Annotated in this window: 15 protein-coding genes, 6 tRNA genes and 1 pseudogene; 15 read left to right on the forward strand and 7 right to left on the reverse strand. The window is 56.6% G+C overall.

What is annotated here, in order from left to right; translation table 11 throughout:
* Nucleotides 1-45: 45 nt before the first annotated feature.
* Together pgm and seqA are read right to left on the reverse strand one after the other, a co-directional pair.
* Entirely contained in the window at nt 46-1,689 is a 1,644-nt protein-coding gene (pgm, locus tag FJU30_RS11540) for a phosphoglucomutase (alpha-D-glucose-1,6-bisphosphate-dependent) (RefSeq protein ID WP_150435121.1), read from the reverse strand.
* A gap of 30 nt (nt 1,690-1,719) precedes the next feature.
* Nucleotides 1,720-2,241 carry a replication initiation negative regulator SeqA gene (seqA, locus tag FJU30_RS11545; protein ID WP_150435122.1) on the reverse strand — a complete coding sequence of 174 codons (522 nt, stop codon included), beginning with the start codon at nt 2,239-2,241 and terminating at the stop codon, nt 1,720-1,722.
* 211 nt (nt 2,242-2,452) lie between these two features.
* Between seqA and ybfF the strand changes: the two genes are divergently transcribed.
* Together ybfF and ybfE are read left to right on the forward strand one after the other, a co-directional pair.
* On the forward strand, nt 2,453-3,220 hold the full coding sequence (gene ybfF, locus FJU30_RS11550; protein ID WP_150435123.1) for an esterase: 768 nt from the start codon (nt 2,453-2,455) through the stop codon (nt 3,218-3,220).
* 198 nt (nt 3,221-3,418) lie between these two features.
* Nucleotides 3,419-3,700 carry a LexA regulated protein gene (gene ybfE, locus FJU30_RS11555; RefSeq protein ID WP_150435124.1) on the forward strand — a complete coding sequence of 94 codons (282 nt, stop codon included), beginning with the start codon at nt 3,419-3,421 and terminating at the stop codon, nt 3,698-3,700.
* A gap of 33 nt (nt 3,701-3,733) precedes the next feature.
* Here ybfE and FJU30_RS11560 read toward each other — a convergent pair whose 3' ends face one another.
* A complete protein-coding gene (locus FJU30_RS11560) occupies nt 3,734-5,404 on the reverse strand; it encodes a methyl-accepting chemotaxis protein (RefSeq protein WP_150435125.1) in 1,671 nt (556 codons plus the stop codon).
* A 427-nt stretch (nt 5,405-5,831) separates the two neighbouring features.
* Here FJU30_RS11560 and fldA point away from each other — a divergent pair, with 427 nt between their 5' ends.
* Nucleotides 5,832-6,359 carry a flavodoxin FldA gene (gene fldA / locus FJU30_RS11565; protein WP_150435336.1) on the forward strand — a complete coding sequence of 176 codons (528 nt, stop codon included), beginning with the start codon at nt 5,832-5,834 and terminating at the stop codon, nt 6,357-6,359.
* Between the two features lie 328 nt (nt 6,360-6,687).
* Nucleotides 6,688-7,143, forward strand: a complete 456-nt coding sequence (fur, locus tag FJU30_RS11570) for a ferric iron uptake transcriptional regulator (protein ID WP_150435126.1) — start codon at nt 6,688-6,690, stop codon at nt 7,141-7,143.
* 118 nt (nt 7,144-7,261) lie between these two features.
* On the opposite strand, the gene glnS is transcribed toward fur, so the two are convergent.
* Entirely contained in the window at nt 7,262-8,920 is a 1,659-nt protein-coding gene (glnS, locus tag FJU30_RS11575; protein ID WP_150435127.1) for a glutamine--tRNA ligase, read from the reverse strand.
* 189 nt (nt 8,921-9,109) lie between these two features.
* Nucleotides 9,110-10,588 (reverse strand): annotated as a pseudogene (nagE, locus tag FJU30_RS11580) (N-acetylglucosamine-specific PTS transporter subunit IIBC); the annotation flags it as partial.
* A 415-nt stretch (nt 10,589-11,003) separates the two neighbouring features.
* On the opposite strand from nagE, the gene nagB reads away from it, so the two are divergent.
* The 11 genes from nagB (at nt 11,004) to FJU30_RS11635 (ending at nt 17,737) form a co-directional block, all read left to right on the forward strand.
* The gene (gene nagB / locus FJU30_RS11585; RefSeq protein WP_150435129.1) at nt 11,004-11,804 is read left to right on the forward strand and encodes a glucosamine-6-phosphate deaminase; all 801 of its coding nucleotides are present in this window, start codon (nt 11,004-11,006) and stop codon (nt 11,802-11,804) included.
* Between the two features lie 22 nt (nt 11,805-11,826).
* Nucleotides 11,827-12,975, forward strand: coding sequence for an N-acetylglucosamine-6-phosphate deacetylase (nagA, locus tag FJU30_RS11590; RefSeq protein ID WP_150435130.1), 1,149 nt, complete (start codon nt 11,827-11,829; stop codon nt 12,973-12,975).
* Between the two features lie 9 nt (nt 12,976-12,984).
* On the forward strand, nt 12,985-14,205 hold the full coding sequence (nagC, locus tag FJU30_RS11595) for a DNA-binding transcriptional regulator NagC (protein ID WP_150435131.1): 1,221 nt from the start codon (nt 12,985-12,987) through the stop codon (nt 14,203-14,205).
* Between the two features lie 77 nt (nt 14,206-14,282).
* Nucleotides 14,283-15,035, forward strand: coding sequence for an HAD-IIA family hydrolase (locus FJU30_RS11600; protein WP_150435132.1), 753 nt, complete (start codon nt 14,283-14,285; stop codon nt 15,033-15,035).
* Nucleotides 15,036-15,296: 261 nt separating this feature from the next.
* Nucleotides 15,297-16,961, forward strand: a complete 1,665-nt coding sequence (gene asnB / locus FJU30_RS11605) for an asparagine synthase B (RefSeq protein WP_150435133.1) — start codon at nt 15,297-15,299, stop codon at nt 16,959-16,961.
* A gap of 217 nt (nt 16,962-17,178) precedes the next feature.
* A tRNA-Met gene (locus FJU30_RS11610) sits at nt 17,179-17,255 on the forward strand.
* 8 nt (nt 17,256-17,263) lie between these two features.
* A tRNA-Leu gene (locus FJU30_RS11615) sits at nt 17,264-17,348 on the forward strand.
* Between the two features lie 24 nt (nt 17,349-17,372).
* A tRNA-Gln gene (locus FJU30_RS11620) sits at nt 17,373-17,447 on the forward strand.
* A gap of 28 nt (nt 17,448-17,475) precedes the next feature.
* A tRNA-Gln gene (locus FJU30_RS11625) sits at nt 17,476-17,550 on the forward strand.
* Nucleotides 17,551-17,580: 30 nt separating this feature from the next.
* Nucleotides 17,581-17,657 (forward strand) — tRNA-Met (locus FJU30_RS11630).
* Between the two features lie 5 nt (nt 17,658-17,662).
* A tRNA-Gln gene (locus FJU30_RS11635) sits at nt 17,663-17,737 on the forward strand.
* Nucleotides 17,738-18,044: 307 nt separating this feature from the next.
* Here FJU30_RS11635 and FJU30_RS11640 read toward each other — a convergent pair.
* Both FJU30_RS11640 and FJU30_RS11645 read right to left on the reverse strand, forming a co-directional pair.
* On the reverse strand, nt 18,045-18,446 hold the full coding sequence (locus FJU30_RS11640; protein ID WP_150435134.1) for a lysozyme inhibitor LprI family protein: 402 nt from the start codon (nt 18,444-18,446) through the stop codon (nt 18,045-18,047).
* Nucleotides 18,447-18,458: 12 nt separating this feature from the next.
* A complete protein-coding gene (locus FJU30_RS11645) occupies nt 18,459-19,337 on the reverse strand; it encodes a peptidoglycan-binding protein (protein ID WP_150435135.1) in 879 nt (292 codons plus the stop codon).
* Nucleotides 19,338-19,392 lie beyond the last annotated feature (55 nt).

The following is a 19,392-nucleotide window of genomic DNA, read 5'->3' on the forward strand; positions in this document are numbered from 1 at the left end:
CATCTGCGGAATCAGGCGCGCTCAACGCACGCCTGACCGAACCCGCTATTTCACGCCGGACAGCACTTCGCCGACAATTTCCACCGCTTCTTTTTCAATCCGTTCGCGATGTTGCGCGCCGAGGAAACTTTCGCAGTAGATCTTGTAGGCATCTTCGGTGCCGGAAGGACGCGCGGCAAACCAGCCGTTTTCCGTCATCACTTTCAGCCCGCCGATTGACGCTCCGTTGCCCGGCGCCGCCGTCAGACGCGCGGTGATAGGATCGCCGGCCAGCGTACTGGCCGCCACCTTCTCCGGCGACAGCTTAGACAATGCGGCCTTCTGCGCCTGGCTGGCCGGCGCCTGTATGCGGTTGTAGCTCGGCGCGCCGAAGCGCTGCGCCAAATCATCATAGTGCTGCTGCGGATTCTTACCGGTGACCGCGGTGATTTCCGCCGCCAGCAGACACATGATGATGCCGTCTTTATCCGTCGACCACGGAGAGCCGTCAAACTGCAGGAACGACGCCCCGGCGCTTTCCTCGCCGCCAAAGCCCAGCGTGCCGTCGAACAGCCCGTCGACGAACCATTTAAAGCCGACCGGAACTTCAACCAGTTTGCGCCCGAGTTCAGCCACCACCCGATCGATCATCGCGCTGGACACCAGGGTTTTGCCCACCGCCACATCCTGACCCCACTGCGGGCGATGCTGAAACAGGTACTGAATCGCCGCGGCCAAATAGTGGTTCGGATTCATCAGCCCCACCGGCGTTACAATGCCGTGTCGGTCGTAATCCGGGTCATTGGCGAAGGCCAGATCGAAACGATCGCGCAGCGCCAGCAGACCCGCCATGGCGGATTCGGACGAACAGTCCATGCGGATCACGCCGTCATGATCCAGATGCATGAAGCGGAACGTCTGATCGACCGCATCATTCACCAGGGTAAGATCGAGTCCATAGTGCTCGCCGATGCGCTGCCAGTAGCTGATGCCGGAACCGCCCAGCGGATCGACGCCCAGCTTCAGACCGGCGCGCTGAATGGCGGCCATATCGACGATGCGGGTCAGTCCTTCCACGTACGGCTGCACCAGGTCCTGTTCGTGCAGATGCCCGCCGCGCCAGGCGCTGTCCAGCGACTGGCGTTTCACCTCGCGTAATTCCGCCGCCAGCAACGCATTGGCGCGTTTTTCTATCACGCTGGTCACGCCGGTGTCGGCCGGCCCGCCGTTGGGCGGATTATATTTAATGCCGCCGTCTTCCGGCGGATTGTGTGAAGGCGTAATCACAATACCGTCGGCTAACGCGCCGCCCTGGCGGTTATGTTCCAGGATCGCGTGAGAAATGGCCGGCGTCGGCGTAAAACCGTTATCCTGCTGAACCACCACATCCACGCCGTTGGCGGTCAACACTTCCAGCACGGAAATAAATGCCGGCTCCGACAGCGCATGGGTGTCTTTCCCCACGTAGCAGGGCCCGCTAATTCCCTGTTTTTTGCGCTCTTCGGCAATCGCCTGCGCGATGGCAAGAATGTGGGCTTCGTTAAAACTGTGCCGCGCCGCGCTGCCGCGATGACCGGAAGTGCCAAATTTTACCGCATGAGCCTCATTGCCCATTTCCGGGCGCAAAACATAATACTGTGACGCTAACTGAGCGACATTGATTAAATCGCTCTGCCGGGCAGGTTGTCCGGCACGGGGGTGATTAGCCATCGGCATTTCTCCCAGGCGCTGTATAGCCGTTTAGATAGTTCCGCAAACTTTATCTGTCAGCTCCGGGGGGAACTGCATAGCCAGCATGATATGCTCCACCATGCTGCGTTTACGACCGGTATTGGTATTGGTAATGACCCAGTATGGCGTACCCTGAATGTGTTTGGGTTTGGTGTGCGTGCCATGCTGAAGCAGGGTTTGCTGGTCGCCGGCGAAATACACCCGGGTCCGACCGTGCAACGAATCCGTCGCCCCCGCGAATTCAGCGGGCGACAGGGTATACAGTGTAGACAGTACCAGCATAAAACGGTTAATGGCTTTATTCTGTTCCGCATACTCATCAGATAACAACAGCTCGCGCACCACCCGCACCCGATCGCGCGGCCGCGCGGGGAGCGGTGCATCGCCGTTCTGCGCGACCGGCGCTTTCTCCGCCTGGCCGGCGGTGAACTTCAGCATCCGCCGTAAAATATCCGATGCGCTCTCACCAATATGTTGCGTGTGGCTGGCGATATAACGATAAAGCTCTTCGTCGACCTCAATAGTTTTCATCTTTATCCAGTACTGTTTTACTTAAATTACTCATCAGGGATTATACAAGGTATCGCTCACCATCCAACAGCATCCATGCACTGATAAGCTAAAAAGTCAGACTTACCTGATATTTACCCCCAACCGCTCGGTCAGGGCGCTTTGGCTGACGCGGCGGAATAGCGTAAAGTCATGATACTCTATCCGTCCGTTTCACTGAATGAACCGCACCATGAAATTGAATTATCGCTGGCAAAACGCGGCGCAGCCGCAGGGTAAACCGCCCATCGTGTTGATCCACGGCCTGTTCGGCAATCTGGACAATCTCGGCGTACTGGCGCGCGACCTGCAGAGCCAGCACGCTACCCTGCAGATCGATCTGCGCAATCACGGCCTGTCGCCGCGCGACGCGCAAATGAACTACCCGGCGATGGCGCAGGACGTGCTCAGCCTGCTGGACGATCTGAACATTGAGCGCGCCGTCGTCATCGGCCATTCGATGGGCGGCAAAGTCGCCATGGCGCTCAGCGCCCTTATCCCGACCCGGCTCGATAAACTGGTGGCGATAGACATTGCGCCGGTCGACTACCAGCTGCGCCGCCATGACAGTATCTTTGCCGCCCTGCGCGCGGTCAGCGCGGCCGGGGTCACTCAGCGGGCCGACGCCGCCCGCCTGATGCGCGCAGAGATAAAGGAAGAAGGCGTGATTCAGTTTCTGCTGAAGTCGTTCCATCAGGGCGAGTGGCGCTTCAACGTGCCGGTTTTATGGGATCAGTATGAAAACATTGTCGGCTGGCAGGATGTTCCGGCCTGGCCGCATCCGATTCTGTTTATCCGCGGCGCGAACTCTCCCTATCTGGACGACCGCTACCGCCCTGACCTGCTGCGCCAGTTCCCGCAGGCGCGCGCGTACGTTATCGCCGGCAGCGGCCACTGGGTGCACGCGGAAAAACCGGCCGCGGTGCTGCGCGCGATCCGCCGTTTTCTGGATAACCTTTAACCATCAGACGGATTCGCGCCGCTTCCGCGCGAATCCGTCGCAGTTTACCGTTGTCGCCGCCTTATCGGCTGGGGTATGATGCGCCCTTCGCAAGAAGGACGGCTGATTAGCCACAGACATCGTTAACCACCTCGTCAGAACGTGATACGCCAAAAAGCGTGTGCGCGCCTGATGCTAATTCCTTGCAGTATCGTATCTATGGCAAAAGAACAAACGGATCGCACCACGCTGGATCTGTTCGCGGAAGAGCGTCGCCCTGGTCGCCCCAAAACCAATCCGCTTTCCCGTGATGAACAACTCAGGATTAATAAGCGTAATCAACTGCGACGCGATAAGGTACGGGGGTTACGCCGGGTGGAACTGAAAATCAACAGTGAAGCCGTGGAGATACTCAACCAGCTGGCGGAACAGCGTAATATCAGCCGCAGCGAACTGATTGAGCAAATCCTGCTGGAACAACTGGCCGGGCACCGCGATTAAGCGGCCGGCAGATGCCGGCGCTCGTCCTTCGGTTTAAAACGTCTCCCAGTGATCATTATTGGCCGGCAGCGCCTTACCGGCCGCCGCCGGCGGCGCCACCGCTTTTATGCCCGGCGTTTTCGGCGCCGCCGCCGCCCGGCGCTGATCTTCCGCCAGCCGGAACACCGAAACGGCCCGGTTCAGAATCTCCGCCTGTTCCTCCAGCGACAGCGCCGCCGCGGAAGCCTGCTCCACCAGCGCCGCATTCTGCTGCGTCACGCTGTCCATTTCCGATACCGCCTGGCTGACCTGGGTTATCCCCTTGCTTTGCTCGTCCGAAGCGGAAGCGATTTCGCCCATGATATCCGTCACGTTGGCGACCGCCCGCACGATATCGCTCATGGTCGAACCGGCGTCTTCCACCAGCTTTGCGCCGCTATCCACGCAGCCGACCGACTCCGCAATAAGCCCCTCGATCTCTTTGGCGGCCTGGGCGCTGCGCTGCGCCAGATTGCGCACCTCGCCCGCCACCACGGCGAAACCGCGCCCCTGTTCGCCGGCGCGCGCCGCTTCCACCGCCGCATTCAGCGCCAGAATATTGGTCTGAAAGGCGATCCCGTTGATCACCGTGGTGATCTCGGCGATTTTCTTTGAGCTGCCGGCGATTTCGGACATGGTGGAAATCACGTTATCCACGATCTCGCCGCCTTTTTTCGCCGTTACCGAAGCCTGCAGAGCCAGCTTACTGGCGTGATTGGCGTTTTCCGCATTCTGTTTTACCGTGGCGGTCAACTGTTCCATACTGGCCGCCGTCTGTTCGAGCGCCGAGGACTGCTGTTCGGTGCGCGACGAAAGATCGTTATTCCCGGCCGAAATTTCCGACGCGCCCTGATATATCGACTCGGTGCTGCTTCTGATAGTGCTGACCGTCGAGGCGAGGCTGCCCTGCATATCGCGCAGCAGCGGGAATAAACGCCCAACGCTATTGCGGCCGAAATCGACGATCGGCTGCCCCAACTGACCGGCGGCAATCTCACGAAAATGGTCGCACAGACGATCGAGCGGACGCACCAGATAAACCAGCAGGTAGCGATCGGTCAGGAACAAAATGATCACGCCGATCGCCAGCGATACCAGCAGAATAATTTGCCCGAGCGCGGTGATCTGCTGGAAGCGATCGCCGGCGGCGGTAAATCGCTCCGAGCTGGCGGCGCTAAAGGCGCTGATCGATGCGCCGAACTGGCGGCTGAAGGCAGGCACCGTATTTTTCGCCAGACTCTCATAGGCCGCGAAATTGCCGCTCGCCGCCTGCTGATACAGCGGCTCCACGCCCTGGCTAATCAGGTTGTCCCAGTCGCGGATCACGGCCTCCACCAGCGCCGGCGACAGCCCGGCATGACTGGTGCGGCGAAACGCGTCCAGATCCGATTTCAGCGTATTCAGCGCATTGAGCGAAGACTGTTGCTGGTTATCCGCCGAGGCGATATCGCCGTTCTGGCGATAGTCGACCGAGCGATCGAGGCGAGTCACCATGCGGAAATATTGATCGTTGCCTTTGTTGACCAGATCCATATTCCGCACCAGCAGCGTGCTGGTCACCGAGGTGCTGGTCACCTCTTTAAATGAAAACAGCGTATAAACCGATACGCCGACCCACAGTACACAAAAAGCGCCGAGCACCCATAGCATGGCTGCCCGAATAGTGATATTCCTTAAAAATTGCATAGTTAAGCTCCATGACGCCAGTATTTATCGCTGCAGAAAGAACAAAACGATCCGCTAAAGCGCCGCAAAATTCGCGGCGGCGAACCACCGCCCGACGGGCGCTTTCCGCTCACTTGTGTCACGCAGTTAATCGGCCGTTTTACAACAATATTTAGCGACCTGGATCGCATTTATGTGGATGAGTTGTTATACGCTTGAAAACATTCGGTTATCGACAAATAACTCTCTGATTCATAATAAGAAAGGAAAATACATCGGCCGCAGTCTATAATGCGGGAGGTCGTCAGCGTAACCATAAAGATTTCCATTCCCCTTTAGCCGTCGGCTAAGATACGAGTTTCTCCCACCCGTCGGGTCTGCTATTATGATCCGATCAGTGGGTGACGAACTGCACCATACCATTAAGAATCAAGAGGTTATTTTATCCATGGCGCTTATAGGCATTTTCTTTGGCAGCGACACGGGCAATACCGAAAACATTGCCAAAATGATCCAAAAGCAACTGGGTGATAATGTTGCTGAAGTGCATGATATTGCCAAAAGCAGTAAAGAAGATCTGGAACAATTTGATATCCTGCTGCTGGGCATTCCGACCTGGTATTATGGTGAGGCCCAGTGCGACTGGGACGATTTCTTCCCTTCCCTGGAGGAAATCGATTTTACCGGCAAGCTGGTCGCTCTGTTTGGCTGCGGCGATCAGGAAGACTACGCCGAGTACTTCTGTGATGCGATGGGCACTATTCGTGACATTATTGAACCGCGTGGCGCCACCATCGTGGGCCACTGGTCGACAGAAGGCTACTATTTCGAGGCGTCGAAAGGCCTGGTCGACGATAACCACTTTGTGGGTTTAGCCATTGATGAAGACCGTCAGCCTGAGCTGACCGCCGAACGCGTGACCAACTGGGTGAAACAAATCAGCGACGAACTGCATCTGAGTTCGCTGGTTGGTTGAGGGTTGATTACTCGTTCCTTTCGGCCTGGCGGCAAGTTCCGTCGGGCTGGAGTGAGCGATTGATAGAAGAAACCGCTCAAAATAATCGATACAAGTTTTTAACTTTTATCCCCAAAACTGTACAATACTCCCATCGGTTTCTCATACGCATCAAAATATTGCATTGTATACCTGATAAACGTGCGGAAATGTTATTGTTAACACCCCCCACTGTTTTCATTTTGCATGAGGGGTTCTATAATTGAGACGCTACCATCTTTTTTGAGCCGACCGATGTCATAGGCTACATAGCCTCCATTGATGAGTTAAGCAACAGGACTAAATCCGCATGACTGACAATAATACCGCATTAAAGAAGGCCGGCCTTAAAGTCACGCTGCCAAGGCTGAAAATCCTTGAAGTGTTGCAGGAGCCAGAGAGCCATCACGTCAGTGCGGAAGACTTATATAAAAGACTGATCGATATGGGTGAGGAGATCGGTCTGGCTACAGTATACCGCGTACTGAACCAGTTTGATGATGCGGGGATCGTTACCCGTCATAACTTTGAGGGCGGTAAATCCGTTTTCGAACTGACTCAGCAATATCACCACGACCACCTTATCTGCCTCGACTGCGGTAAGGTTATTGAGTTTCGTGACGAATATATTGAAGCGCGTCAGCGTGAAATCGCTGAAAGGCACGGAATCAAGCTGACCAACCACAGCCTATATCTATACGGTCATTGCAGTGCCGGTGACTGCCGCGAAGATGAGTCTCTGCATAACGATCACTATAACAAGTAACTGATAACTGACGTAAAAAAACCGCCGCTGGCGGTTTTTTTTTATGCCTGTTCACAATTGCGTGGACGCAGGCGCATCGGCCGCCGCAAAACACGGGCGGACGGTGCGCCGCGCGCATTTACCCGACCCAGGTATCGCGCAGACCCACGGTGCGGTTAAACACCAGGCGGTCGGCGCTGGAATAAACCCGGTCGGCGCAGAAGTAGCCTTCGCGCTCGAACTGCCAGGGTTGCTCCGCCTGAGCGCCCGCCAGACTGGCCTCGACAAAACCCTGCGCGGTGACCAGCGACTGCGGATTAATCGTGGAAAGGAAATCCTCGGCCGCGCCCGGATTGGCCACGCTGAACAGCCGATCGTAGAGACGGAACTCAGCCGGCAGCGCATGTGCGACCGATACCCAGTGAATCACCCCTTTGACCTTGCGCCCGTCCGCCGGATCTTTACTCAATGTCTGCGGATCGTAGCTGCAATAAATGGCGGTGATGACGCCCTGTTCATCTTTTTCGACCCGCTCGGCGCGAATCACATAGGCATTGCGCAGACGCACTTCCTTGCCGGTGACCAGCCGCTTGTACTGTTTATTGGCTTCCTCGCGGAAATCGGCCCGATCGATATAGATCTCGCGGCTGAAACCGACCTTGCGGCCGCCCATTTCCGGCCGGTTCGGATGGTTGGGCATCGTCACCCACTCTTCGTGGCCTTCCGGCAGATTCTCAATAATCACTTTGACCGGATCCAGCACCGCCATGGCGCGCGGCGCGTTCTCGTTCAGATCTTCGCGAATACAGGCTTCCAGCGCCGCCATCTCGACATTATTGTCCTGCTTCGTCACGCCGATGCGCTGGCAAAATTCGCGAATAGACGCAGCGCTGTAGCCGCGGCGACGCAGGCCAGAAATCGTCGGCATACGCGGATCGTCCCAGCCTTCCACAATCTTCTCGGTCACCAGCAGGTTCAGCTTTCGCTTAGACATGATGGCGTATTCCAGATTCAGACGGGAAAACTCATACTGACGCGGATGGCAAGGCACCGAGATATTATCCAGCACCCAGTCATACAGGCGGCGGTTATCCTGGAACTCCAGCGTACACAGCGAGTGGGTGACCCCTTCCAGCGCATCGGAAATGCAGTGGGTAAAGTCATACATCGGGTAGATGCACCACTTGTTGCCGGTTTGATGATGTTCGGCGAACTTGATGCGGTACAGCACCGGATCGCGCATCACAATAAACGGCGAGGCCATATCGATTTTAGCGCGCAGGCAGGCGGTGCCTTCGGCAAAGCCGCCGTTGCGCATCTTTTCAAACAGCGCCAGGTTTTCCTGCTCGCTGCGATCGCGATACGGACTGTTCTTACCGGGCGAAGTCAGGGTGCCGCGGTATTCGCGGATCTGCTCCGGCGTCAGTTCATCGACATAGGCCAGACCTTTGCTGATCAACTCAACGGCATACTGATGCAGTTGGTCGAAATAGTCGGAAGAATATCGAACCTCATCGCTCCATGAGAACCCCAGCCACTGCACGTCATGTTTGATCGACTCAACGTATTCGATATCTTCTTTTACCGGGTTCGTGTCATCGAAACGTAAGTTACACTTACCGTGGTAATCCTGCGCCACGCCAAAATTCAGGCAGATCGATTTAGCGTGCCCGATATGCAAATAACCATTCGGCTCAGGCGGAAAACGCGTCTGAATATGGTCATGCTTACCGGAGGCCAGATCTTCATCAATAATCTGGCGGATAAAGTTGGTTGGGCGGGCTTCAGCCTCACTCATTGCTCAATTCCTCAATGCGAAAACGACACATAGCAGTCAATGATCCAACAAGCCACGCCGGGAAACAACCGTTAGTTACATCTAAATGTCATTCGCGCTGTCCCGACCGTAAAAAACGGGGGGGCGGACGACAGCGTCCGCCCCCCCGAGGGTCGCGCATTTTTGTGCCTGAACGTATTACAGGTCTGAAGGCGTCTGCTGCAGCGCGTTGCGCATGGCGCCGGCGATCGCTTCCGCCTGGGTGCCGACCACAATCTGCACGCTCTGCTGACTCAGGCGAATAACGCCGGCCGCGCCGAGCCGCCTGGCTTCCGCATCGTCAACCCGCGCGCTGTCTTTTACGGTTAAGCGCAGGCGGGTGATGCAGGCATCGATGCCGCTCAAGTTATCCGCTCCGCCCAACGCCTGCAAATACTGGCGCGCCAGCGTGGCGGTATCGCCGGCCGCGGACGGTCCGACCGGCTTGCCCGCGCTATTGTCGCTCGCCGCTTCGCGTCCCGGCGTAAGCAAATTGAAACGCATAATGGCGAAACGAAACACAATATAATACAGCACAAAGAATACCAGCCCTTGCGGGATCAGCATGTACCACCGCGTCGCCAGCGGGTTGCGCGACGACAGGACCAGATCCACCAGACCGGCGCTAAAGCCGAAACCGGCGATCCAATGCATGCTGGCGGCGATGAACACCGAGATTCCGGTCAGAATGGCGTGCAAAACATACAGCACCGGCGCCACAAACATAAAAGAAAACTCCAGCGGCTCCGTGATACCGGTAAAAAACGACGCGAAGCCCGCCGCCAGCATGATACCCGCGACCTTGCTTTTATTTTCCGGCCGCGCGCAGTGGTAAATCGCCAGCGCGGCGCCCGGTAAGCCGAACATCATGATCGGGAAAAAGCCGGCCTGGTAACGCCCGGTGACGCCAACAACCGCCTTGCCGCTCTCAATCGACTGCTGCCCGCCGAGAAACGCCGGAATATCGTTGATGCCGGCCACGTCAAACCAGAATACCGAATTCAGCGCGTGATGCAGCCCGACCGGGATCAGCATACGATTAAAGAAAGCGTATACGCCGGCGCCCGCCGACTCCATATGCTGAATCATTTCGCCGAACGCCACCAGCCCGTTGTATACCGGCGGCCAGATAAACATCATCACAAAAGCGACGAAAATCATCAGAAATGAGGTCAGGATCGGCACCAGACGGCGGCCGCTAAAGAACGACAGCGCCTTCGGCAGTTCAACCTGGCTGAAGCGGTTATACAGTTCGGCCGCAATAATACCGACCAGAATACCGACAAACTGCGTCTTAATCTGTCCGAACGCCGCAGGAACCTGCTCAAGCGGGATCTGTTGAATCATAGCGACCGCCGCCGGCGAGCAGAGCGTGGTCAGAACCAGGAAACCGACAAAACCGGTCAGCGCCGCCGCCCCGTCTTTATCTTTCGACATGCCGTACGCCACGCCGATGGCAAACAGCACGCCCATATTCTCGATGATGGCCGCGCCGGATTTGATGAATAGCGCGGCCAGCGCATTCTGACTGCCCCATCCGGTCGGATCGATCCAGTAACCGACGCCCATCAGAATCGCGGCGGCGGGCAACGTGGCCACGGGGACCATCAGCGCGCGCCCTATCTTTTGCAGATAACCAAGTATTTTCACGTTTCCTCTCCTGCCTTGTCAGGGCGACACGCGCCGTCTCTGTGATCTGAAGCCACGCCCTCGTTAACCGGGATTGATGCGCCGTCAGGAATACAATAAAATATTTTTCAACGCAAATTAAGCTACGATTTTTTGTGACTAAAGTCACCACTAAAAGGCATATTCGTTACTTATACCTCGCTTGAAAACGCAACTTATTTTATTTTGAAAAAAAATAGGGCACACTGTGTGCCGCACCCGTTATTCAACCAGCGTCAGGAAACGCGTCGTGAGCGCGGCGGACCCAGAGCCGATGACACGCAACGGCGATTCGCGCGTCTGCCGCTTGAATTCGCGGGAACGAACCGGAGAAAAATCCGCCGGTCAGCAGCATACTAATTTCACCACTTCATCATTTTCGGCCCGGAGATCTGCCATGAGACTGATACCGTTAACCACGCCTCAGGAAGTCGGCAAATGGGCTGCGCGTTACATCGTGCAGAAAATAAAGGACTTTTGCCCGGACGCCGGCCGACCTTTCATTTTAGGGCTGCCGACCGGCAGCTCGCCGCTGGAAGCCTATAAATGCCTGATTGAACAGCACCGCGCGGGCAACATAAGCTTTCGGCACGTGATCACCTTCAATATGGATGAATACGTCGGCCTGCCGGTCGATCATCCCGAAAGTTATCACACCTTTATGCACCGTAATTTCTTCGACCATATCGATATTCCGCGCGAAAATATTAACCTGCTGGACGGCAACGCGGCCGATATCGACGCGGAGTGCCGACGCTACGAAAATAAGATCGCGTCGTACGGCAAGATCCATCTTTTTATGGGCGGCGTCGGCAACGACGGCCATATCGCCTTCAATGAGCCGGCCTCCTCGCTCGCCTCGCGCACCCGGATCAAAACCCTGACGGAAGAGACCCGCGTGGCTAACTCGCGTTTTTTTGACGGCGACGTGAGCCTGGTGCCGAAATACGCCCTGACCGTCGGCGTGGGCACGCTGCTGGATGCGGAAGAAGTGATGATTCTGGTTTCCGGCCGCAATAAAGCGCTGGCGCTGCAGGCCGCGGTGGAAGGCAACGTAAACCATATGTGGACCATCAGTTGTCTGCAGCTGCACGCCAAAGCCATCATGGTGTGCGACGAGCCTTCGACCATGGAGCTGAAAGTCAAAACCGTGAAATACTTCCGCGAACTGGAAGCGGAAAATATGAAAAACCTTTAACCTGTAAGTCCTGGAGCTAACGATGTATGCACTCACTCAGTGCCGGATCTATACCGGCCATCAGATTCTGGACAACCATGCCGTTATCATTGCCAATGGTCTGATTGACGCGATCTGCCCGCTCGCCAGCGTGCCGGCGGACATTGAACATCGATCGCTGAACAACGCGCTTCTTGCCCCCGGATTTATCGATCTGCAACTGAACGGTTGCGGCGGCGTACAGTTCAACGACACGCCCGACGCGGTTTCGCTGCAGACGCTGGACACTATGCAGCGCGCGAATCTCCAGTCGGGCTGCACCAGTTTCCTGCCGACGCTGATCACCTGCGGCGACGAACTGCTCAAGCAGGGCGTGGCGGTGATGCGCGCCTGGCTGGATCAGCACCAGCATCAGGCGCTCGGCCTGCATCTGGAAGGCCCCTGGCTGAACGAGATGAAAAAAGGCACCCACAATCCGGCCTTTATCCGTAGCCCCTCGCCGGAAATGGTCGATTTTCTATGCCAGAACGCCGACGTCATCAGCCAAATCACGCTGGCGCCGGAGAAGGTGGAGGCGGCCGTGATCCGTCGGCTCGTCGCGGCCGGCATCGTGGTGTCCGCCGGTCACTCGGCCGCCAGTTGGGAAGAAGCAAAAGCCGGTTTCGCGGCGGGGATCCGTCTGGCGACGCACCTGTTTAACGCCATGCCGTATATCGCCGGCCGGGAACCCGGGCTGGTCGGCGCTATTTTTGACGCGCCGGAAGTGTATTGCGGCATCATCGCCGACGGGATGCACGTCAGCTGGGCCAATATCCGCAACGCCAAACGCATCAAGGGCGATAAGCTGGTGTTGGTGACCGACGCGACCGCGCCCGCAGGCGCCAATATTGATCGATTCATTTTTGCCGGCAAAACCATATACTATCGCAACGGCAAGTGCGTCGACGAGCACGGTACCCTGAGCGGCTCCTCCATCACCATGATGGAAGCCATCCGCAACAGCGTGGAGTTTGCCGGCATTGCGCTGGATGAAGCGCTGCGTATGGCGACGCTGTACCCGGCTCAGGCCATCGGCGTGGATAAACAGCTGGGCAGCATCGAAACCGGCAAAGTGGCGAACCTGGCGGTCTTCGATCGCGATTATCAGGTTCTCCGTACCTTCGTTAACGGCAGCGAAGCATTTACTAAGTGAGTAGGCTCAATGGCGACAGGCGGGCAGGCGCAGATAGGCAACGTTGATCTGGTAAAACAACTGAACAGCGCCGCCGTCTATCGGCTTATCGATCAGCACGGCCCGATCTCCCGCATTCAAATTGCCGAACAGAGCCAGCTGGCGCCCGCCAGCGTCACCAAAATTACGCGCCAGCTGCTGGAACGCGGGCTGATCAAAGAAGTCGATCAGCAAGCCTCAACCGGCGGCCGGCGCGCCATCTCCATCGTCACCGAATCCCACCCGTTTCACACCGTCGCCGTACGTTTGGGGCGCGATGACGCCACTATTGCGCTGTATAATCTGCAGGGCGAATCGCTGGTCGAAGAGCATACCGAACTGGTCGAAAAGACCCGCCAGGCGCTGGAGGCGGCGCTGTTCAATTTGATCAGCCGCTTTATGCGCCATCAGCGTCAGCGGCTGCGCGAAGTCATCGCTATTTCCGTCGTGGTGCCGGGTCTGGTCGATCCGCTGACCGGCGTGGTACGCTATATGCCGCACATCAGCGTGGACGACTGGCCGCTGGTCGACGCCCTGCGGCGCCATTTCAGTCTGCCCAGCTTTGTTGGGCATGACATTCGCAGCCTGGCGCTGGCCGAACACTATTTCGGCGCCACGCACGACTGTCAGGACTCGATCCTGGTCCGCGTCCACCGCGGCGTCGGCGCCGGTATTATGGTCAACGGCCAGATATTTCTCGGCGGCAACGGCAACGTGGGCGAGATTGGCCACATTCAGATCGATCCTTTGGGCGAACGCTGCCACTGCGGTAATTTCGGCTGCCTGGAAACCGTCGTTTCAAATGCGGCGCTGGAACAAAGGGTGAGTCACCTGCTGCTGCAGGGATATCCCAGCAAGATCAAGCCTGACGGCGTGCGAATCAGCACGGTCTGCAAGGCGGCGAACCGCGGCGACGAGCTGGCGAGCGAAGTCATTACCCAGGCCGGGCACCATCTCGGCAAGGCGCTGGCCATCGCCATTAATTTGTTTAATCCACAGAAAGTGGTGGTATCCGGTGAAATCGCCGAGGCGGAAAGGCTGTTGCTGCCGGCGATTCAACGCTGTATTAACCGGCAGGTGCTGAAAGAATTCAGGGAAAACCTGCCGATCGTGGTCTCCGGCCTGAATCATCTCTCGGCGATCGGCGCCTTTGCGCTGGTGAAGCGCGCCATGCTCAACGGCGTACTGCTGCAGCAGTTGCTGGAAGATTAGCCCGCGCCAGACCGGCGCCGCTGCACGCCGGCAGTCCATCATCCCATTTTCGATTACAGGCAACGACGAAAGAAATAATGGCAATTAACAACATTATCTGTGATATCGACGGCGTGTTAATGCACGACAACAGCGCCGTTCCCGGAGCGGACGTTTTTCTGACCGGCATTATGGAAAAAGAGCTGCCGCTGGTCATCCTGACCAACTATCCGTCCCAGACCGCGCAGGATCTGCAAAATCGCTTTTCCGCCGCCGGCCTCAGCGTGCCGGAATCCGCATTTTATACTTCCGCGATGGCCACGGCGGACTTTCTGCGCCGTCAGGAGGGTAAAAAAGCCTACGTGATTGGCGAAGGCGCCCTGATCCACGAACTCTACAAGGCCGGCTTCACCATTACCGATATCAACCCCGATTTCGTCATCGTCGGAGAAACCCGCTCCTATAACTGGGATATGATGCATAAAGCCGCCTGGTTCATTACCAACGGCGCGCGCTTTATCGCGACCAACCCCGACACGCACGGACGCGGCTATACCCCGGCCTGCGGCGCGCTGTGCGCCGGTATCGAGAAAATCTCCGGCCGGCGGCCGTTTTATGTCGGCAAGCCCAGCCCCTGGATTATCCGCGCCGCGCTGAACAAAATGCAGGCGCATTCGGAAGAAACCGTGATTGTCGGCGACAATCTGCGCACCGACATTTTGGCCGGTTTTCAGGCCGGTCTGGATACGGTTCTGGTGCTGTCGGGCGTTTCGACGCTGCAGGACGTCGATGCTCAGCCCTTCCGCCCGACATGGGTCTTTCCCTCGGTGGCGGAAATCAACCTGTTCTGATCTGAGGCAGCCATCGCCTCATTTTTGTGCATCGTGACGCCATCAGGTGCAAATCGCCGCCGGAAGGCTATTATGAGATCGTTAAATATGCGGCCATCATTCATGCCTGTATTGAATTATCATCATTTAAAACGCACAAAAATTATCGATTTCACATCGACACCGCTTTTTGTATTGAACAATATTGAATTACATAGCCAGTTTGGTGCTAAATCATTGTCAACGACGCAATAGCAAGGTTAACAAGTCAAGGGAGTTTATATGTGTTCTATTTTCGGTGTGCTCGATATCAAAACCGATCCGAGCGAATTACGTAAAAAGGCGCTGGAACTGTCGCGCCTGATGCGCCACCGCGGTCCGGACTGGTCCGGGGTATTCGCCTGCGATAAATCCATTCTGGCGCATGAACGTTTATCCATTGTTGACGTGAACACCGGCGCGCAGCCGCTTTACAACGAAGCGCGCACCCATGTCCTGGCGGTTAACGGCGAAATCTACAACCACCAGGCGCTGCGCCAGGAACTGAGCGATCGCTACCAGTTCCAGACCGGTTCCGACTGTGAAGTCATCCTGGCGCTGTATCAGGAAAAAGGCCCGGCGTTTCTTGACGATCTGCGCGGTATGTTCGCCTTCATCCTGTACGATACCGAAAAAGATGCGTACCTGATCGGCCGCGACCATCTGGGCATCATCCCGCTGTATATGGGCTATGACGAACACGGCAACTTCTATGTCGCTTCCGAGATGAAAGCGCTGGTGCCGGTTTGCCGCACCATCAAAGAATTCCCGGCCGGCAGCTATCTGTGGAGCCAGGACGGAGAAGTACGCGAATACTATCAGCGCGACTGGTTTGATTACGACAGCGTCAAAGACAACGAGACCGATGCCAACGCCCTGCGCGAAGCGCTGGAAGAGTCGGTGAAAAGCCATCTGATGTCCGACGTGCCCTATGGCGTGCTGCTGTCCGGCGGTCTGGATTCCTCGATCATCTCCGCCGTCACCAAAAAATATGCCGCCCGCCGCGTGGAAGACGAAGAACGCAGCGAAGCCTGGTGGCCGCAACTGCACTCTTTCGCCGTCGGCCTGAAAGGCGCGCCGGATCTGAAAGCCGCGCAGGAAGTGGCTAACCATCTGGGCACCGTCCATCACGAAATCAACTTTACCGTGCAGGAAGGTCTGGATGCGATTCGCGATGTGATTTATCACATTGAAACCTATGACGTGACCACCATTCGCGCCTCTACTCCGATGTACCTGATGTCGCGTAAAATCAAAGCGATGGGTATTAAAATGGTGCTTTCCGGCGAAGGCGCCGATGAAGTATTCGGCGGCTATCTCTATTTCCACAAAGCGCCGAACGCCAAAGAGTTCCATGAAGAAACCGTGCGTAAGCTGCTGGCCCTGCATCAGTATGATTGCGCGCGCGCCAACAAAGCGATGTCCGCCTGGGGCGTGGAAGCGCGCGTACCGTTCCTGGATAAAAAATTCCTCGATGTGGCGATGCGCATCAACCCGAAAGACAAGATGTGCGGCAACGGCAAGATGGAAAAACACATTCTGCGCGAATGTTTTGAATCCTACCTGCCGGCCAGCGTCGCATGGCGCCAGAAAGAGCAGTTCTCCGACGGCGTGGGCTACAGCTGGATTGACTCGCTGAAAGAGGTCGCCGCGCAGCAGATCAGCGATCAGCAGATGGAAACCGCGCACTTCCGTTTCCCGTACAACACGCCGACCTCCAAAGAAGGCTACCTGTACCGCGAAATTTTCGAAGAGCTGTTTCCGGTGCCGAGCGCGGCCGAATGCGTGCCTGGCGGTCCGTCCGTGGCCTGCTCCTCGGCAAAAGCGATCGAGTGGGACGAATCGTTTAAAAAGATGGACGATCCTTCAGGCCGCGCGGTCGGTGTCCATCAGGATGCCTATAAATAAACGCCAGATCGCATCACCGTCAACGGGCCTTAACGGCCCGTTTTTGTTATTAAAGATGTGCATTTTTACCGGTTTTTGCCGATTTTCTCGCCAGACTGTTCATAAGCCAGACAAACGGCATCGCGCAGGCCGGTTTCGGCAAAAAATATGTTGACGCAACAAGGTCAACTCCGCATAATGCGCCCCGCAACGCCGATGAAGGTGACGCGGAAAAGATGGCTACGTAGCTCAGCTGGTTAGAGCACAGCACTCATAATGCTGGGGTCACAGGTTCGATTCCCGTCGTAGCCACCATCTTTTTTGCGGGAGTGGCGAAATTGGTAGACGCACCAGATTTAGGTTCTGGCGCCGCAAGGTGTGCGAGTTCAAGTCTCGCCTCCCGCACCATACCAGCATCGGTTAAAGAAGTTTTGGGGTATCGCCAAGCGGTAAGGCACTGGGTTTTGATCCCAGCATTCCCAGGTTCGAATCCTGGTACCCCAGCCAGTTTTTAGTTGCAGATAAACCGATTTATTGGGGTATCGCCAAGCGGTAAGGCACCGGATTCTGATTCCGGCATTCCGAGGTTCGAATCCTCGTACCCCAGCCAGACATTTAAAATGTAAAAGCAGTACAATTTGGCTACGTAGCTCAGCTGGTTAGAGCACAGCACTCATAATGCTGGGGTCACAGGTTCGATTCCCGTCGTAGCCACCACCTTTTGGGGTATCGCCAAGCGGTAAGGCACCGGATTCTGATTCCGGCATTCCGAGGTTCGAATCCTCGTACCCCAGCCAAACAAAGCTGTTAACGCAGCTCGTTCCGGGGCGACAGTCGCAAGACGTCGCCCCGTTTTTTCATTCCGCCGCCGTCTCTCTCACCCGCGGCCGGCCATCTGTCAATGTACGGCGCTCCCCGGCCGGCAGCATCACACGCCCGATATTATCGCCGTTCCCGGCTTACCAACGGATGACAGCCAGATGAAAACCACGGTCAGCAGCGAAAAAACGGCGGCGCCGGTTAACCGGGACGAGGAAGCGGTTTCCCCCTATCCCCGGCTATCAGGCTTAAACAGCCGGCATCCGACGGCCGCCGCGTTAATATTTACTGATAAGGCATACCTTTCAGCTGGCTGATGCGATCATTATCAAGCCGCGCCACGCAATCATTAATCAACGCCCGATTGGCGGAACTTCCCTCCTCGGCCAGAAACGCCTCCAGCTCGCACTGCCCGTCACGGTACTTCAGCCAGCCGCGCTGCGCATTCAACAACGTATCCAGATACTGTTTGCCCAACGCCTGATCGTTGCGGTAAGCCTGCCCGATGCGCTGTTTAGCCGCCGCATATTCCTTGTTCAGCGCCTGTTCCGCCTGGTTTTTGTTGCCGGTGGCGCAGGCCGACATTTCGTTATCCGAGGTCGCCAGCGAGCAGTTAGCCGCCGCACCCGCGTGGGAACTCATCTGCAGGGCGGTAAGGGTTAATGCCAGTAACAGCCGTTTTTTCATGTCGACATCCCGTTATCGATGATTTTTCAGGTAGCGCGCGCGCTGGCGGCCGGCCTCATATCGTTGCATCGTCGCGCTGTGTTCTATGTAATAAATCAGCGCGTCCACATCATTATGCATACCCGCTTTCATCGGCGCCTCGCCGCGGGTAAAACCCTGGTAGACAAAATCCACCAGAATATCTTTAATCACCGGCTTCAAATCCTGCCACTTAGTGCGATCGGCATAGGAAGCGGTCCATTGGTCATAATTGCTCATCGCCCGCTGAACATAGTCCGGATAAATCCATTCAAACAGCCGAATCTGCTGTTCATGGCTGATAATGCCGATCGTATCCCGGTTCTGTTGCACAAACTGACGGGCGCCCTCGCCTTTCAAACCGGCGCCCTGAGCGATCATGACGGCCTGATCGTCAGGCACGCCGGCGCGCGTCAGATCGTGATAGACCCGATCGGCGGAACGATTGCCCAGATCGTAGCCACGACCGAGCGTCACCCCCGACTCGGCGTTGCCGGGCCAGTGGATCCAACGGCTGAAATTACGGTTGCCGGGAATATCGTTGCCCTCGGCATTAAACGTCACCTGCCCCATGCGGACGATAAGCGGGCCGGATGTCGGATGGTTATAGCTGACGGAAGCAGCGGGACTGACGGGAGCGGCGGAAGAATTCTGATTGAGCTGCAGCCAGGTTTTGCCGCGCACATCCACTAAACCATCCGGGTTGCGCATAAACGTTGCCTGGTAGCGCCTGATTGCACTGACCGTCATCGGACCGCATCGGCCATCGACGGCTAACGAAGAGAACCCTTGTTTTTTGAGTAAATTCTGAATAGTGACGACATCGCTGTAACTATTCCTGCCCCTGAATCCCACTGAAGCAGTGATATTCACAATATTAACCCTCCATTCTGGTTATTTCCCTGGGGTATTCGGATGGAAATAGGCG

The organism is Affinibrenneria salicis, assembly GCF_008710095.1.

Excerpts from the sequence above, each read along its gene's own strand:
- pgm (WP_150435121.1), bottom strand. The coding sequence starts at position 1,689 with ATGGCTAATCACCCCCGTGCCGGACAACCTGCCCGGCAGAGCGATTTA.
- seqA (WP_150435122.1), bottom strand. The coding sequence starts at position 2,241 with ATGAAAACTATTGAGGTCGACGAAGAGCTTTATCGTTATATCGCCAGC.
- ybfF (WP_150435123.1), top strand. The coding sequence starts at position 2,453 with ATGAAATTGAATTATCGCTGGCAAAACGCGGCGCAGCCGCAGGGTAAA.
- ybfE (WP_150435124.1), top strand. The coding sequence starts at position 3,419 with ATGGCAAAAGAACAAACGGATCGCACCACGCTGGATCTGTTCGCGGAA.
- FJU30_RS11560 (WP_150435125.1), bottom strand. The coding sequence starts at position 5,404 with ATGCAATTTTTAAGGAATATCACTATTCGGGCAGCCATGCTATGGGTG.
- fldA (WP_150435336.1), top strand. The coding sequence starts at position 5,832 with ATGGCGCTTATAGGCATTTTCTTTGGCAGCGACACGGGCAATACCGAA.
- fur (WP_150435126.1), top strand. The coding sequence starts at position 6,688 with ATGACTGACAATAATACCGCATTAAAGAAGGCCGGCCTTAAAGTCACG.
- glnS (WP_150435127.1), bottom strand. The coding sequence starts at position 8,920 with ATGAGTGAGGCTGAAGCCCGCCCAACCAACTTTATCCGCCAGATTATT.
- nagB (WP_150435129.1), top strand. The coding sequence starts at position 11,004 with ATGAGACTGATACCGTTAACCACGCCTCAGGAAGTCGGCAAATGGGCT.
- nagA (WP_150435130.1), top strand. The coding sequence starts at position 11,827 with ATGTATGCACTCACTCAGTGCCGGATCTATACCGGCCATCAGATTCTG.
- nagC (WP_150435131.1), top strand. The coding sequence starts at position 12,985 with ATGGCGACAGGCGGGCAGGCGCAGATAGGCAACGTTGATCTGGTAAAA.
- FJU30_RS11600 (WP_150435132.1), top strand. The coding sequence starts at position 14,283 with ATGGCAATTAACAACATTATCTGTGATATCGACGGCGTGTTAATGCAC.
- asnB (WP_150435133.1), top strand. The coding sequence starts at position 15,297 with ATGTGTTCTATTTTCGGTGTGCTCGATATCAAAACCGATCCGAGCGAA.
- FJU30_RS11640 (WP_150435134.1), bottom strand. The coding sequence starts at position 18,446 with ATGAAAAAACGGCTGTTACTGGCATTAACCCTTACCGCCCTGCAGATG.